The following is a 15,270-nucleotide window of genomic DNA, read 5'->3' on the forward strand; positions in this document are numbered from 1 at the left end:
TGCCATGGCAAGCCTGGCTGAAGTGCGGATAGAAGAGGCCGAGCCGATGGAGAACGAATCCCAGGCACGTCCCGAGGAATTGCGGCTGCTGGAAGCGCTGCTGTTCGCTTCGAGTGAACCGCTGGATACCGCGACGCTGGCCAAGCGCATGCCCGAGGGCGTCGACGTCAAGGCCGCGCTCGAGCAATTGCAGGCCGACTATTCCTTGCGCGGGGTGAATCTCGTTCGCATCGCCAACAAATGGTCCTTCCGCACGGCGGGCGATCTCGCCTGGCTGATGACGCGGGAGAGCACCGAGACCCGCCGCCTGTCGCGCGCGGCAATCGAGGTGCTGGCGATCATCGCCTATCACCAGCCGGTGACGCGCGCCGAGATCGAGGAGATCCGCGGCGTCGTCACCTCGAAGGGCACGCTCGACGTGCTGCTGGAGACCGGCTGGATCAAGCCGCGCGGCCGCCGCAAGACGCCCGGCCGTCCGCTGACCTTCGGAACCACCGAGGACTTCCTGTCGCAGTTCACCCTGGAACAGCTCGGCGATCTGCCGGGCCTCGAGGAGCTGAAGGGCACGGGCCTCCTGGATTCGCGCCTGCCGACCGGATTCAGCGTGCCGACGCCGTCGGACGACCCGCAGCTTCGCGAGGACGAGGATCCCTTGGAACCGGGCGAGGACCTCGATCTGGCGCTGGCGCCTGCGGTCGAGCCCGAGACCCTGGAAGAGGCGCCGCAGGGCGGCAATGAGGGGGGCGGTGAAGGCGGCACCGAAGAGTGAGGCCTTTGCGTTTTACCGGTGCCCTGCGACCGGTTAACACTAGCAAGATTACGTAGTGCCAACAGCGAATTGGCGCTCCCTAGGTCCTTGTTTTTGAGACCTGCCAAGCCTAGGTTTCGGTGAAGATCGGCCGGGTCCCCGGCCATGCGCGTTTGGAGGGTTGCAGGATGGGTTCACTCAGCATTTGGCACTGGATCCTGGTGATCGCAGTGGTCCTGCTGCTGTTCGGCCGCGGCAAGATTTCGGATCTGATGGGCGACGTGGCGCAGGGCATCAAGGCGTTCAAGAAGGGCATGCAGGACGACGACAAGCCCGCCGAGAAGCCCGAGCCGGCCAAGTCCATCGAGCACAATGGTGCGCCGACCGCGGCGCGGTCCGACGTCGGCAGCAAGGCCGTCTGAGCCGGAAGAAGCACGCGAGACGCGGGGTGCGGCCCGATCCTGCGCGCAAGGGATTGGGCCGGCTGCGGCTTCGCGTGAACGGAAGACCTCATGTTCGACATCGGGTGGAGTGAACTGGTCCTGATCGGGGTCGTGGCCCTGATCGCCATCGGCCCGAAAGAGCTGCCGGGCGTGCTGCGCATGGTCGGCCAGTGGATGGGCAAGGCCCGCAAGATGGCCGCCGAATTCCAGGGCCAGTTCCAGGAAGCGATGCGCGAGGCCGAAATGGCCGACCTCAAGAAGAGCTTCGACGAGGTCAAGGAAGCCGCGACCAGCTTCAATCCGCTGACCTCGCTGCAGAAGGACGTCAGCGACGCGCTCCGTGTCGATGCGCTGGACAAGCCGGCAGAGACGTCGACCACAACGGCGGTCGAACCGCCGGTAACACCAACCACCCCGGAAGCGCCGACGCCTGCGACCTTCATTGAAGCCGAGGCGCATGCGGCCGCCAACGAGCCGCTCGCGATCACCCGTGAGGTCGAGCAGGCACCGGTTGCGCAGGACACCGCGCCATCCGAAGCGATCAAGGACGCCAAAGCGTCATGACCGACGCCGATATCGAGGCCAGCAAAGCCCCGCTGATGGACCATCTGATCGAGCTGCGCTCGCGGCTGATCAAGGCGCTGCTCGGCTTTGGCATTGCGTTCATCTTCTGCTTCTTCTTCGCCAAGCAGATATTCAACGTGTTGGTATGGCCATATGTCCTGGCCGTCGGCGACCCCGCAAACGCCAAGCTCATCTACACTGCGTTCCTTGAATATTTCCTGACCCAGCTGAAGCTGGCGATGTTTGGCGCGGCCTTCATCTCGTTCCCGATCGTGGCGGGGCAGGTCTACATGTTCGTGGCGCCCGGGCTCTACAAGCACGAGAAGCAGGCCTTCCTGCCGTATCTGGTCGCGACGCCGTTCTTTTTCGTGCTGGGTGCGGCGCTGGTCTATTTCGTTGTGTTCCCGATGCTGGCGCGCTTCTCGCTTGGCATGCAGCAACTCGGCAGCGACGAGACCGCAAAGATCGAGCTGTTGCCGAAGGTCGGCGAATATCTGTCGCTGATGATGTCGCTGATCTTTGCCTTCGGCATTGCCTTCCAGCTTCCGGTGATCCTGACGCTGCTTGGCCGCATCGGCATCATCACCTCGAAGATGCTGCGCGAGAAGCGGCGCTATTTCATCGTCATCGCCTTCGTCATCGCGGCGGTGCTGACGCCGCCCGACGTGATCAGCCAGTGCTCGCTGGCGATTCCGCTGATGGCGCTCTATGAGGGCTCGATCATCGCGGTGGCGATGGTGGAGAAGAAGGCCGCCGCCGCGGCGCAGGCCGCCACCGGCACCGACGTGTCGACGCCGGCCAATCCGGCGGAGTAGGGCGCCGCCCCACGCTCCGGTGTCATTCCCCGCCTTGTGCGCAATTGCGCACTGGTGCGGGGAATCCAGTACGCCGCGGCCCCTCGGAGAATCACCACCATCTCTGGAATACTGGATCATCCGCCTTCGCGGATGATGGCAGCTGTGCTAGGGGACGCGCTGACGTACAACGTTTGCCGTTGTCTGTTTACGCGCCGATCCAGGACCACAGCCATGCACGACATCAAATCGATCCGCGACAATCCGCAAGCCTTCGACGCCGGCCTCGCCCGGCGCGGCCTGAAGCCGTTGTCGGCCTCGCTGCTCGCGATCGACGAGACGCGGCGCGCGGCGATCCTGGCCTCCGAGCAGGCGCAGGCGCGGCGCAATGCGGCGTCCAAGGAGATCGGCGATGCCAAGAAGGCCAAGGACGAGGCGCGCGCGGCCAAGCTGATGGGCGAAGTCGCCGAGCTCAAGACTACGATGCCGCAGCTCGAGGCCGCCGCCAAAGCCGCCGATGAGGAGCTGACCAAAGAGCTGTCCGCGATCCCGAACATTCCGTTCGACGAAGTGCCCGATGGTGTCGACGAGCACGGCAACGTCCAGCACCACGTGTTCGGCAACAAGCGCAACTACAGCTTTGCGCCGAAGCTGCATGACGACCTTGGCACGGCGCTGGGCTACATGGATTTCGAGGCGGCGGCAAAACTCTCCGGCGCGCGGTTCGTCGTGCTGAAGAAGGCGCTGGCGCGGCTCGAGCGCGCGCTCGGACAATTCATGCTGAATCTGCACGTCGACGAGCACGGCTATACCGAGATCAATCCGCCGCTGCTGGTGCGCAACGAGATCATGTTCGGCACCGGCCAATTGCCGAAGTTCGAGGACGATCAGTTCTGGGCGATCAAGGGCGAGCTGCTTGCCTCGCCCGACCAGGAGCGGCTGAGGACTGAGCGCCTCGGCCTGATTCCGACCGCGGAAGTCTCGCTCACCAACCTCGCGCGCGAATCGATTCTTGACGAGAAGCAACTGCCGATGCGGCTCACTGCGCTGACGCCGTGCTTCCGCGCCGAGGCGGGCGCTGCCGGGCGTGACACGCGCGGCATGATCCGCCAGCACCAGTTCACCAAGGTCGAGCTGGTCTCGATCACGACGCCGGAGGAGAGCAAGGACGAGCTGGAGCGGATGCTGTCCTGCGCCGAGCAGGTGCTGCAGCGGCTCGGCCTGCATTATCGCGTGATGACGCTTTGCGCAGGAGATATGGGTTTCTCGTCGCAAAAAACCTATGACATCGAGGTCTGGATGCCGGGGCAGGGCGAGGGCGGGGCATTCCGCGAGATCTCGAGCTGCTCGGTCTGCGGCGACTTCCAAGCCCGGCGCATGGATGCGCGCTCGCGCGGTCCCGACGGCAAGCCGCGTTTCGTCCACACGCTGAACGGCTCGGGCACCGCGCTCGGCCGCGCGCTGATCGCCGTGATGGAGACCTATCAGCAGGAGGACGGCTCGATCGCAGTCCCCGACGTGCTGCAGCCCTATATGGGCGGCGTGAAGGTGATCGGGCGCAACTAAAGCGTTTTCGGGCGAAGTGGGTACGGTTCGCGTCAAGAAAACGCGTCAAGACGAGAATCGCATTGCTCGCCTGTAACGGCGGAAACGATCGGTTGCGAAGATCTGGCGGCCGGCTATCCTGCCGGCCCCGCAACGCGAACCCACCGTTCATGGCCTTGCACCGCGACATCTTCTGGGTCGGCCGACAATGGGCGGTGACGGGGGCGGGCATCCAGGCCGTCGATCAGCGCCTGCGGGGCGTGCTCGACATCGAGAGCGCGCGGCTCTGGGACGAGGATCTCGTGCAGAGTCGGCGGGCCAAGCCCGGGGTGAACGCCGCCGACTTCGACAACGCGCTGACGGTGGCGCGCGAACGCTTTCCGCAGACGCCGGAGCCGGATGCGTTCGTTGCGCAATTGGAGGCGCTCGGCGTGATCGAGGCGCCGATCGTCAGTCCGGCGGTACCCGCGATGAGTCTGCGTGCGGAGGGGCGGCTGGCGCGCTTCCTGCCGCAATGGCGCATCCGCCGGTAGGACGTGGCCGGGAACCTCCGATCAGCCGGTTTGCCTGATCGGCCGGAGCCGGATAAGACCGCTCAGACCCCGTTTTTTGGAATCGACCCTTCGCATGCGCATTCTCTGTACCAATGACGACGGCATCCACGCCCCCGGCCTCAAGGTCGTGGAGGAGATCGCGCGCGCATTGTCCGACGACGTCTGGGTGGTGGCGCCCGAACTCGACCAGTCCGGCGTGTCGCATTCGCTGTCGCTGAACGATCCCTTGCGCCTGCGCGAAGTCGGTCCGCGGCACTTTGCCGTGCGCGGCACGCCGACCGACTGCGTCATCATGGGCGCGCGCCATATCCTCGGGGCCAAGCTGCCCGACGTCGTGCTGTCCGGGGTCAACAAGGGCCGCAACGTCGCCGAGGACGTGGTCTATTCCGGCACCATCGCCGGCGCGCTGGAAGGCACCATCCTGGGCTTGCCCTCATTCGCGCTGTCGCAGGAGTTCAGCGTCGAGACCCGCGAGCGCCCGCCGTGGGACACCGCCCGCAAGTTCGGGCCCGACATCCTGCGCAAGGTGATTGCCGCGGGCATTCCGAAGGACACCGTCATCAACGTCAACTTCCCGTCCTGCGCGCCCGAGGATGTGCTGGGCATCCGCGTCACGCGCCAGGGCAAGCGCAATCTCGGTTTCCTCAGGATCGATGAGCGCCAGGACGGCCGCGGCAATCCCTATTTCTGGATCGGCTTCGAGCGCGCCGCGATGATGGACACCCCGGCGGACGGCACCGATCTGGCGGCGCTTCGCGAGCGTTATGTTTCGGTCACGCCGCTCAGGCTCGACCGTACCAACGAAGCGTTTTCGGAAGAGCTCAGCGCGACGCTGAAATAGCGGCTAGCCGCCGCGAAGTGCGGCTTCGATGGTCTTGCCGAGTGCGTCGAGCTGGAACGGCTTTTGAAGCGCCGGCCGGTCGCGGTACTGCTCGGGCAGGCCGGAGGAGCCGTAACCGGTGGCGAAGATGAATGGGCAGCCCTTCGCCTTGATCACATCGGCGACCGGCGAGATCACCTTGCCGTTGACGTTGACGTCGAGAATGGCGATGTCGAACTCGGTCGCCTGGGCAAGCCGCATGGCCTCGGTGATGTCGCCGGCCTCAGCTGCGACCTTGTAGCCGAGCTCTTCGAGCATGTCCGCGACCATCATCCTGATCATCACCTCGTCCTCGACGAGAAATACAGAGCGGCCGGAAAGCCCTGTCGCGGTCATAGTTGAGTCCCTTGCCCATTGCCAAAAACGTTCGCAGATAACACGAATTGACGCAATGCGCGTTTCGACGAACGGATACCTGAAAATGGTCATCGCGGCTCGCCCGTGGCAAGCCAATTTGTGGTCAAATGCTCCAGGCGAAGGTTATCATGGGTTCCTGAGCAGGAACACGATTCTTGCGCCCGGGTTTAACGTCCACTGGCCCCGGCAAGACAGCACAAGCAGGCAATGACCTCCCATCAGCATCCGCCGGAAAAGATGATGTTTCAGCTCACGCTGAGGCGTCGGGGCATCAGCGATCAGGCGGTGCTGCGAACCATGGAGGAGGTGCCACGCGAGCTTTTCGTCGACGAGGCCGATCGCGACGGCGCCTATCGTGACAGCGCGCTGCCGATCGCCTGCGGGCAGACCATCAGCCAGCCCTTCGTCGTGGCCTACATGACCGAGCAGCTCCAGCTCCAGAAGCGGCATCGCGTGCTCGAGATCGGGGCAGGTTCCGGCTATCAGGCCGCCGTGCTGTCGCGGCTCGCCGGCCAGGTCCTGACAGTCGAGCGCTACCGCAAGCTTGCCGACACGGCACGCGCCAGGCTCGAAAAGCTCGATTGTCACAATGTCGAGGTGATGCTCGGCGACGGGCTCAATCTGCCGCCTAATATCGGTCCGTTCGACCGCATCATCGTCACCGCCGCGGTCGAGCAGCTTCCGGACAATTTGGTCGAGCGGCTCGAGGTCGGCGGCATCCTGATCGCGCCGGTCGGCCCGCATCAGGGTGTGCAGACGCTGGTCCGCCTGACCCGCACCGAAGCCGGGATCGAGCGCAAGGAACTCGTCGAGGTCCGCTTCGTGCCGGCACTGCCCGGGGTGGCGCGGGAGCTGTAGATTTCCGGATCGGCTGCGCCGCCAACATCTTATTGGGAGGGTTAAGCCGTTATTTACTCGGCGCGTGTTTACTTAAAACACCAGTTCTGTTGCGTACGAGTGAGTAACCATGTCCGTCGTCGCCGAGTTGCTTTACTCGCGCCGCGTACCGCAGGTCGCGGTGCTGGCGCTGATCTCCTTCAGTTTCGCAGGATGCAGCGCCGACATGTCGTCGCGGCTGTCCCAGTCGAACTTCTCCAACCCCTTCTCCTCTGATCAGACCGGTTCGGTGCAGCAGGCCCCGCCGCCGCAGCAGCGCGAGCTGCCGCAATATTCGCGGCCGCAGACGCAGCCCGGCTATTATCAGTCGCAGCCCTTGCCGCCGCCGGCGGTGTCCGCACCGCAATCCTATCCCGTCGCGGGTGGTGGTGGCGTGTCCGGAGGCGGGCGCGGCGTCAGCTCCTACGCGCCCCCGACGCAGCCGCATCTTGAGACCACGGCCACCGTGCCGCCGCGCTCCGTTGCCGCGGCTCAGCCGGCCGGAGGGACCAAGATCATCGTCGGCACCAGCGACACGCTCGACGTGCTCGCCAAGCGCTATCGTGTCACGCCGCAGGCGATCCTTGCCGCCAACGGCTACAAGGGGCCGCGTTCGCTCTCGCCCGGCCAGCAGCTGATCATCCCGCATCCGGCCACGGCCGCTGCACCCGCGCCCGCGTTAGCTCCCGTCGCTGCGGCTCCTGCGATGGCGCCTGCAGCCAAGCCGGTTGCGGCCATTGCGGCGCCGCCGAGCACCCACTTCGTCAACCACGGCGACACGCTCGCCAGCATCGCCCGCAAGAACCATATCACGTCGGCCGAGCTCGCCCGTGCCAACGGCCTCGATCCGTCGGCCAAGCTCAAGCTCGGCACCAGGTTGACCGTGCCCGGTGCCAAGACCGCTGCCCTCGCGGCGCCGGTTGCAGCGGCTCCTGTCGGGGCTGCTCCGGTTGTCGGCACGCTCCAGCCGGTTGCTGCCGCTCCCGCGCCCGCCACCAAGATGGCGACTGTCGCCGCGCCGGTGCAGAGCGCTCGCCTGGCCCAGGCCACGACCAACGTCGAGGAGAAGCCCGCCGAGACCCCGGCGAAAGCTGCGGAGACCACCAGCGCGCTGCCGACCTTCCGCTGGCCGGTGCGCGGCAAGGTGGTCACGAGCTACGGCGCCAAGTCCAATGGCAAGTCCAACGACGGCATCAATCTCGCGGTGCCCGAGGGGACGCCGGTCAAGGCGGCCGAAGACGGCGTCGTCGCCTATTCCGGCAACGAGCTGAAGGGTTACGGCAATCTGGTCCTGGTTCGGCACTCCAACGGCTACGTCACCGCATATGCCCATGCGAGTGAGCTGATGGTGAAGCGCGGCGATACCATCAAGCGCGGTCAGGTCATTGCCAAGTCGGGTCAATCCGGGGAGGTGGCGTCGCCGCAGCTCCACTTCGAGATCCGCAAGGGATCGAGCCCGGTTGACCCGCTTCAGTTCCTGAACGGGGCGTGAGGCGCCGCCAGCCCCTCACCACACGAACGGTGTCATCGCCCGCGAAAGCGGGCGATCCAGTATTCAAGAGATAGTTGTGGTTGAGCCGATAGGCTGCGGCGTACTGGATTCCCCGCTCCAGTGCGCAATTGCGCACAAGGCGGGGAATGACAGTTGTGAGTGGGGTGAAAGCCAGCCTTACTTCGCCGTCAGCTTCACGCCCAGTCGGCCCGCCAGCTCCTGCACGAACTGCCAGGCGACGCGGCCCGAGCGGGAGCCGCGGGTGGTCGACCATTCCAGCGCCTCGCGCTCCAGTGCCTCACCGTCGACCTCAATGCCGAAATGGCTGCAATAGCCGCGCACCATGGCGAGGTATTCGTCCTGGCTGCAGCGGTGGAAGCCGAGCCACAGGCCGAAGCGATCCGACAGCGAGACCTTCTCTTCGACCGCTTCGCCGGGATTGATCGCGGTCGAGCGCTCGTTCTCGATCATGTCGCGCGCCAGCAGATGGCGGCGGTTGGAGGTGGCGTAGAGGATGACGTTCTCGGGCCGGCCCTCGATGCCGCCTTCGAGCACGGCCTTCAGCGATTTGTAGGACGCGTCGTTGCCGTCGAAGGAGAGGTCATCGATGAACACGATGAAGTGGAAGCTGGCGTCCCGGAGCTTCTCCATCAGCATCGGCAGCGTCTCGATGTCCTCGCGATGGATCTCGATCAGCTTCAGCCTGTCCGCCGGCTTTCGCTCCGCGTTGATGCTGGCATGCGCCGCCTTGACCAGCGACGACTTGCCCATGCCGCGCGCGCCCCAGAGCAGCGCGTTGTTGGCGGGCAGGCCATTGGCGAAGCGCTCGGTGTTCTCCATCAGGATGTCGCGCATGCGGTCGACGCCCTTGAGCAGGAACAGCTCGACGCGGCTGACCCGCGGCACCGCGGCGAGGCGGCCGTCGGGGTGCCAGACATAGGCATCGGCCTGCTTGAACGACTCGCGTTCGAGGGCCGGCTTGCCCTGGGCGGACAGGTGCGCCGCAATGGTCTCCAGCGCGCGGACCATGCGCTCCTGGGAGAGGTTTGGGGCCGCCTCGAGGGCTGCCTTGACGGCCCCCTTGGGGCGTTTTGCCGCGACGGGGGCGGGCTTGCGGGCAGGGGTGCGGGGGCCTTTGCCGGCCGGGCTTTTGCTAAGGTTTTTGGGCATGTCCGAAGTTCCTGAGAACGCAGCCTTATCGGGCCTGACGGCGCGCCGCAAGGTGGGTCAAAAGGGCAGTCTGGCAGCGTTGCAATTGGGGCAATGGCCGCTATAGTCCGCGCGAATTTGACCGAACCGGTCGCCTTTGAGGGCCTGACCGGCTTTCCCCCGTTCTCACGAGGATCGTCCGAATGCTGATTACCCCTGCGTATGCCCAGGCCGCGGGCGCCGGCGACACCAACAGCATGTTGATGTCGCTGCTGCCGTTCGCCCTGATCTTCGTGATCATGTACTTCCTGATTCTGCGTCCGCAGCAGAAGAAGGTCCGTGACCACGCCGACCTCGTGAAGAATATCCGCCGCGGCGACACCGTGGTGACCTCGGGCGGCCTCGTCGGCAAGGTCACCAAGGTCGTGGACGACGACCAGATCGAATTCGAGATTTCCGACGGCGTACGCGTGCGGCAGATGCGCCAGATGATCTCGGGCGTGCGCGCCAAGGGCGAGCCGGCGAAGGAATCCAAGGATAGCAAGGAAGCCGCCAAGGACGACGCCGCCTCGAAGTGAGCGTGTCCGCGAGCATCTCAAGTCTCCTGATCTGACAGGTCCAGTCGATGTTGTATTTCACGCGGTGGAAGGCGCTCGGGATCATCCTGACGGCGCTGATCGTGTGCCTCTGCGCGGTCCCGAACTTCTTCCCCGAGTCGCAGGTCAAAACCTGGCCGGCCTGGGCGCAGCGCCGGCTCGTGCTCGGCCTCGACCTCCAGGGCGGCTCCTACCTGCTGCTCGAGGTCGATTCCAACTACGTGAAGAAGGAACGGCTCGACCAGATCCGCGACGACGTTCGCCGCACGCTGCGCGATGCCAAGATCGGCTTCACCGGCGGCGTGACCGTGCGCAACGACGCGGTCGAGGTTCGCATCACCAAGGAAACTGACGCTCAGGCTGCGCTCGCCAAGCTGCGCGAACTGTCTCAGCCGCTGGGCGGCCTGATGGGATCCAGCGGTCAGCGCGACCTCGAGGTGACCGATGCCGGCGGCGGGGTGATCCGCCTGAGCGTCCCGCAGGCTGCGATCCTCGATCGCCTGCGCAAGACCATCGAGCAGTCGATCCAGATCGTCGAACGCCGCGTCAACGAACTCGGCACCGTCGAGCCCGTGATCCAGCGCCAGGGCAATGACCGCATCCTGGTGCAGGTCCCCGGCCTTCAGGACCCGACCCGCCTGAAGGAGCTGCTGGGCAGGACCGCGAAGATGGAATTCCGGATGGTCGATACCTCCGTGCCGCCGGATCAGGCGCAAGCGGGCAGGTTGCCGCCGGAATCCGAACTGCTGATGAGCGCCTCGCCGCCGCCCACGCCCTATGTGGTCAAGAAGCAGGTGCTGGTCGCCGGTGGCGATCTGACCGATGCCCAGGCGAGCTTCGACCAGCGAACGGGCGAGCCGGTCGTCAGCTTCAAGTTCAACACCTCGGGTGCGCGCAAGTTCTCGCAGGCCACGCAGGAGAACGTTGGGCTGCCGTTCGCGATCGTTCTGGACAACAAGGTGATCTCGGCGCCCGTCATCCGCGAGCCCATCACCGGCGGCCAGGGCCAGATCTCCGGCAGCTTCACCGTGCAGTCGGCCAACGATCTGGCGATCCTGCTGCGCGCCGGCGCGCTGCCGGCGCCGCTGACGGTGGTCGAGGAGCGCACCGTCGGTCCGGGCCTCGGCCAGGACTCGATCGAGAAGGGCGAGCTCGCGGCCTATGTCGGCTCGATCCTCGTCATCATCTTCATGCTGCTGACCTACCGGCTGTTCGGGGTGTTCGCCAACATCGCCGTGGCCATCAACGTCGCCATGATCTTCGGCCTGTTGTCGCTGCTCAACGCAACGCTGACGCTGCCCGGCATCGCCGGCATCGTGCTCACCGTCGGTATCGCCGTGGACTCCAACGTGCTGATCTACGAGCGCATCCGTGAGGAGCTGCGCGGCGGCCGCAACGCGATCTCGGCGATCGACGCCGGCTTCAAGCGGGCGCTCGCGACCATCCTCGATTCCAACATCACCACCTTCATTGCCGCCGCGGTGCTGTTCTACATCGGCACCGGCCCGGTGCGCGGCTTCGCCGTGACGCTCGGTATCGGCATCATCACCACGGTGTTCACCGCCTTCACCATGACCCGGCTGATCGTGGCCTGGTGGGTGCGGTGGAAGCGGCCGCAGAGCGTGCCGATCTAGGAGCCTGATCGTGACTCACACCGTTCTCATCGGGCTCGGCGTCCTCATCGCCATTCTCACTGTGGTCGCAGCCCTCGGCCTGTTGCCGTCGTTGCGGATCGTCCCGGACAACACGCATTTCGACTTCACGCGTTTCCGCCGGATCAGCTTCCCGATTTCGGCAGTGCTGTCGATCGTAGCGATTACGCTGTTCTTCACCCATGGGCTAAATCTGGGCATCGACTTCAAGGGCGGCACGCTGCTCGAGGTCAAGGCAAAGTCCGGCACCGCTGACATCGCGGCGATGCGCACCAAGCTCGACGCGCTGGGACTGGGCGAAGTCCAATTGCAGGAGTTCGGCGGCCCTGAGAATGTCCTGATCCGCGTTGCGGAACAGCCGGGCGGCGACGCCGCCCAGCAGGCAGCGCTGCAGAAGCTTCGTGGCGCGCTCGGCGACAGCGTCGACATCCAGCGTACAGAGGTGCTTGGCCCGCGCGTCGCCGGCGAGTTGCTGGCCTACGGTATGCTCGGCCTGATGCTCGCGATCATCTCGATCCTGATCTATCTCTGGTTCCGGTTCGAATGGCAGTTCGCGCTTGGCGCCATGATCGCCAACGTGCACGACATCGTGCTCACGATCGGCTTCATGTCGATCAGCCAGGTCGATTTCGACCTGACCAGCATCGCCGCGCTGTTGACCATTCTGGGCTATTCGCTCAACGACACCGTCGTCATCTACGACCGCATCCGTGAAATGCTGCGTCGCTACAAGAAGATGCCGATGCCGCAGCTGCTCAACGAGTCCATCAACTCGACGCTGTCGCGCTCGATCATCACCCACTTCACGGTGACGCTGGCGCTGTTGGCGCTGCTCCTGTTCGGCGGTCACGCCATCCACAGCTTCACCGCGGTGATGATGTTCGGCGTGGTGCTGGTCGGCACCTATACCTCGATCTTCATCGCGGCGCCGATCCTGATCTATCTCGGCGTCGGCGAGCATCGCGAGGATGCGCCCGATACGGCTACGCCGGCGAAGAAAAGCAAGGCATGATCCGAACCGCATGCCCTCGCAGGCGTTTGCGAGGGCAGTAAGCCCATTCGGACGAAGCTCATGGCCGGCGATCCCAACGCACCGCATTTCCCGCGCTCGGCGCCGATCGAGGCCTATGGCAAGGGCGGCTTCGCCTTCGCCGGCATGTCGCATCGGGGCTCGCTGCTGTGCCTGCCCGACGCGATCTGGGCCTGGGACGTGACGGATCCCGCGAGGATCGACCGCTATTCGCTGGACCGGGTCTTCACGGCCGCCAACAGCATCGACACCCTGCTGATCGGTACCGGAACCGGGGTCTGGCTGCCGCCGCCGGCGCTGCGGCAGGCGCTCAAGGCGGTGAGGGTGGTGCTGGACACGATGCAGACCGGTCCCGCTGTGCGTACCTACAACATCATGATCGGCGAACGGCGGCGCGTTGCCGCTGCGCTGATCGCGGTGCCATGAACAGCACATGAGCAGCGCCGCGCCGCCGCCCGATTCCGCCACTTTCTGCGCCGATCTCGTGCGCAGCCATGACTTTCCGCGCTATGCGGCGACACTGTTCGCGCCCGCCGCCGAGCGCCGTGCGCTGCTCGCGCTCTATGCCTTCAATGTCGAGATCGTCCGCGTCCGCGACCAGGTGAGCCAGCCCTTGCCCGGCGAAATCCGATTTCAATGGTGGACCGATCTGTTTTCCGGCCTGGTGCACGGCAGTGCCGAGGGCAATCCCGTGGCGGCGGAGCTGCTGCGTGCGATCCGCGAGTTCGACTTGCCGGTCGAGCCGCTGTCGCTGCTCGTCGACGAGCACCAGTTCGACCTCTACAACGATCCGATGCCGACCATGGCGGCGCTGGAGGGCTATCTGGCCGCGACCTCGTCGGCGTTGTTTGGTCAGGCGGCGCAGGTCCTGGGGCTGCCGTCGGGGGCGGTCGAACATCTCGCCCGTCATGCGGGATTGGCGCAGGGCATCGTGCAAATCATCGCGAACCTGCCGCGCGATGCGTCGCGCCGGCAGCTATTCCTGCCGCAACAGGTGCTGGCGAGCCATGGCTGCCAGATGGAGGACGTGTTCGCTGGCAAGGAGACGGCGAGCCTCCGCGCCGTACTGGAGCAGCTTGCAGGCGAGGCGCAGCAGCATTTGACCACGGCCTTGTCGCTGCTGGCGGACGTTCCGGTGCAGGCGCGTCCGGCGTTTCTGCCGCTGAGCCAGGTCAGGGCCGATCTCAAGCGCCTGTCGCAGCCCGGCCGCGATCCGTTTGCGCCGCAGCCGACGTCGCGGCTGCGTACGCTCTGGACATTGTGGCGGGCTTCACGTTCCCGGGAATTTACCAAATAGCGGCTGGCTTATCGCCTCGAACCGCCGGATGCTCTATGCTGTCCCATGGCTGAGTTGTCCCAAACCACATCGTCCGACCTCAGCGGCTTTCCGGTCGCTCCTGACGACATTCAAGCTGCCGCCGAGACGATCAGGGGCGCCGTCGTCGAGACGCCCTGCAGCTACAGCCGCACGCTGAGCAGCATCTGCGGCTGCGAGATCTGGCTCAAATTTGAGAACCTCCAGTTTACCTCCTCGTTCAAGGAGCGAGGTGCGCTCAACCGCCTCACGGCGCTGACGCCGGAGGAGCGCGCGCGGGGCGTGATCGCGATGTCGGCGGGCAACCACGCGCAGGGCGTGGCCTATCACGCCAAACGGCTCGGCATTCCCGCCACCATCGTCATGCCGGTCGGCACGCCCATGGTGAAGGTCGAGAACACCAGGCATCACGGCGCGGAGGTGGTCGTCACGGGCGCGACGCTGGAGGAGGCGGCCGCGTTCGCGCGCAGCCACGGCGAAGCCAGAGGCATGATCTTCGTTCACCCCTACGACGATCCGCTGGTGATCGCGGGGCAGGGCACGGTCGGGCTGGAGATGATGAGGGCCGTGCCGGAGCTCGACACGCTGGTCGTGCCGATCGGCGGCGGCGGTCTGATCAGCGGCATCGGCATCGCGGCGAAATCGATCAAGCCGTCGCTGCGAATCCTCGGCGTCGAGGCCTGGCTCTATCCCTCGATGTACAACGCCATCCATGCCGGCAATCTGCCGGCGCGGGGCGATACGCTCGCCGAAGGCATCGCGGTAAAATCGCCCGGCAAGATCACCACCGAGATCGTCCGCCGCCTCGTCGACGACATCGCGCTCGTCAACGAAGCCGAGCTCGAGCGCGCGGTCGCGACACTGATCTCGATCGAGAAGACGGTCGTCGAGGGCGCCGGCGCCGCCGGCCTTGCCGCGCTGATGTCCGATCCGACCCGCTTTGCCGGCCAGAAGGTCGGTCTCGTCCTGAGCGGCGGCAATATCGACACGCGGCTGATCGCATCCGTCCTCACCCGCGAGCTCGCGCGCGAGGGGCGGTTGACCCAGCTCTCGCTCGACATTCCCGACAGGCCCGGGCAATTGGCCGCCGTCGCGGCCCTCCTGGCCGAGGCCGGCGCCAACATCATCGAGGTCTCGCACCAGCGGACCTTTTCCGACCTGCCGGCCAAGGCCACGCTGCTGCAACTCGTCATCGAGACCCGCGACAGCGCCCATCTCGACGAGGTGATGGCAAAGCTCAGTGCATCCGGACTAAGCGCGCGCTGCACGTAGGGC

General features: G+C 65.6%; 17 protein-coding genes. 15 read left to right on the forward strand and 2 right to left on the reverse strand.

Annotation, left to right across the window (positions count from 1 at the left end; translation table 11 throughout):
* The first annotated feature begins 4 nt into the window (after positions 1 to 4).
* The 7 genes from scpB (at position 5) to surE (ending at position 5,489) form a co-directional block, all read left to right on the forward strand.
* The gene (gene scpB, locus A3AS_RS0112225) at positions 5 to 769 is read left to right on the forward strand and encodes an SMC-Scp complex subunit ScpB (protein WP_026201924.1); all 765 of its coding nucleotides are present in this window, start codon (positions 5 to 7) and stop codon (positions 767 to 769) included.
* Between the two features lie 167 nt (positions 770 to 936).
* Positions 937 to 1,170 (forward strand): twin-arginine translocase TatA/TatE family subunit, encoded by a 234-nt coding sequence (locus tag A3AS_RS0112230; RefSeq protein ID WP_018317874.1) that lies wholly within the window; start codon positions 937 to 939, stop codon positions 1,168 to 1,170.
* 90 nt (positions 1,171 to 1,260) lie between these two features.
* Positions 1,261 to 1,755, forward strand: a complete 495-nt coding sequence (gene tatB, locus A3AS_RS0112235) for a Sec-independent protein translocase protein TatB (RefSeq protein ID WP_018317875.1) — start codon at positions 1,261 to 1,263, stop codon at positions 1,753 to 1,755.
* Positions 1,752 to 2,570: a twin-arginine translocase subunit TatC gene (gene tatC, locus A3AS_RS0112240; protein ID WP_018317876.1), complete on the forward strand. Its 819-nt coding sequence runs from the start codon at positions 1,752 to 1,754 to the stop codon at positions 2,568 to 2,570. Before tatB ends, tatC begins: the two co-directional genes overlap by 4 nt.
* Before the next feature lie 213 nt (positions 2,571 to 2,783).
* Positions 2,784 to 4,115 carry a serine--tRNA ligase gene (gene serS, locus A3AS_RS0112245; RefSeq protein ID WP_018317877.1) on the forward strand — a complete coding sequence of 444 codons (1,332 nt, stop codon included), beginning with the start codon at positions 2,784 to 2,786 and terminating at the stop codon, positions 4,113 to 4,115.
* 149 nt (positions 4,116 to 4,264) lie between these two features.
* Positions 4,265 to 4,627 (forward strand): hypothetical protein, encoded by a 363-nt coding sequence (locus tag A3AS_RS0112250; RefSeq protein ID WP_018317878.1) that lies wholly within the window; start codon positions 4,265 to 4,267, stop codon positions 4,625 to 4,627.
* 94 nt (positions 4,628 to 4,721) lie between these two features.
* Complete coding sequence (gene surE, locus A3AS_RS0112255) at positions 4,722 to 5,489, forward strand: 5'/3'-nucleotidase SurE (RefSeq protein WP_018317879.1); 768 nt, start codon at positions 4,722 to 4,724, stop codon at positions 5,487 to 5,489.
* 3 nt (positions 5,490 to 5,492) lie between these two features.
* Here the strand turns inward: surE and A3AS_RS0112260 are convergent, their stop codons facing one another.
* On the reverse strand, positions 5,493 to 5,864 hold the full coding sequence (locus A3AS_RS0112260; protein WP_008547195.1) for a response regulator: 372 nt from the start codon (positions 5,862 to 5,864) through the stop codon (positions 5,493 to 5,495).
* A gap of 228 nt (positions 5,865 to 6,092) precedes the next feature.
* Between A3AS_RS0112260 and A3AS_RS0112265 the strand changes: the two genes are divergently transcribed.
* Both A3AS_RS0112265 and A3AS_RS0112270 read left to right on the forward strand, forming a co-directional pair.
* Positions 6,093 to 6,743: a protein-L-isoaspartate(D-aspartate) O-methyltransferase gene (locus A3AS_RS0112265; RefSeq protein WP_018317880.1), complete on the forward strand. Its 651-nt coding sequence runs from the start codon at positions 6,093 to 6,095 to the stop codon at positions 6,741 to 6,743.
* A gap of 109 nt (positions 6,744 to 6,852) precedes the next feature.
* The gene (locus tag A3AS_RS0112270) at positions 6,853 to 8,253 is read left to right on the forward strand and encodes a LysM peptidoglycan-binding domain-containing M23 family metallopeptidase (protein WP_018317881.1); all 1,401 of its coding nucleotides are present in this window, start codon (positions 6,853 to 6,855) and stop codon (positions 8,251 to 8,253) included.
* 177 nt (positions 8,254 to 8,430) lie between these two features.
* Here the strand turns inward: A3AS_RS0112270 and A3AS_RS0112275 are convergent, their stop codons facing one another.
* Complete coding sequence (locus A3AS_RS0112275; RefSeq protein WP_018317882.1) at positions 8,431 to 9,423, reverse strand: ATP-binding protein; 993 nt, start codon at positions 9,421 to 9,423, stop codon at positions 8,431 to 8,433.
* A gap of 182 nt (positions 9,424 to 9,605) precedes the next feature.
* Here A3AS_RS0112275 and yajC point away from each other — a divergent pair, with 182 nt between their 5' ends.
* The 6 genes from yajC to A3AS_RS0112305 are packed head-to-tail and all read left to right on the forward strand — an operon-like array spanning position 9,606 to position 15,267.
* The gene (yajC, locus tag A3AS_RS0112280) at positions 9,606 to 9,980 is read left to right on the forward strand and encodes a preprotein translocase subunit YajC (RefSeq protein WP_014495068.1); all 375 of its coding nucleotides are present in this window, start codon (positions 9,606 to 9,608) and stop codon (positions 9,978 to 9,980) included.
* Positions 9,981 to 10,027: 47 nt separating this feature from the next.
* Positions 10,028 to 11,632 carry a protein translocase subunit SecD gene (gene secD, locus A3AS_RS0112285; RefSeq protein ID WP_018317883.1) on the forward strand — a complete coding sequence of 535 codons (1,605 nt, stop codon included), beginning with the start codon at positions 10,028 to 10,030 and terminating at the stop codon, positions 11,630 to 11,632.
* A 10-nt stretch (positions 11,633 to 11,642) separates the two neighbouring features.
* The gene (secF, locus tag A3AS_RS0112290; protein WP_018317884.1) at positions 11,643 to 12,662 is read left to right on the forward strand and encodes a protein translocase subunit SecF; all 1,020 of its coding nucleotides are present in this window, start codon (positions 11,643 to 11,645) and stop codon (positions 12,660 to 12,662) included.
* Positions 12,663 to 12,722: 60 nt separating this feature from the next.
* Positions 12,723 to 13,106: an Mth938-like domain-containing protein gene (locus tag A3AS_RS0112295; RefSeq protein WP_018317885.1), complete on the forward strand. Its 384-nt coding sequence runs from the start codon at positions 12,723 to 12,725 to the stop codon at positions 13,104 to 13,106.
* A 7-nt stretch (positions 13,107 to 13,113) separates the two neighbouring features.
* Entirely contained in the window at positions 13,114 to 13,977 is an 864-nt protein-coding gene (locus A3AS_RS0112300; RefSeq protein ID WP_018317886.1) for a phytoene/squalene synthase family protein, read from the forward strand.
* 45 nt (positions 13,978 to 14,022) lie between these two features.
* The gene (locus A3AS_RS0112305; RefSeq protein ID WP_018317887.1) at positions 14,023 to 15,267 is read left to right on the forward strand and encodes a threonine ammonia-lyase; all 1,245 of its coding nucleotides are present in this window, start codon (positions 14,023 to 14,025) and stop codon (positions 15,265 to 15,267) included.
* The last annotated feature ends 3 nt before the right edge of the window (positions 15,268 to 15,270 follow it).

Origin of the sequence: Bradyrhizobium sp. WSM2793 (genome assembly GCF_000379585.1) — a bacterium.
Taxonomy (GTDB): Bacteria; Pseudomonadota; Alphaproteobacteria; order Rhizobiales; family Xanthobacteraceae; genus Bradyrhizobium.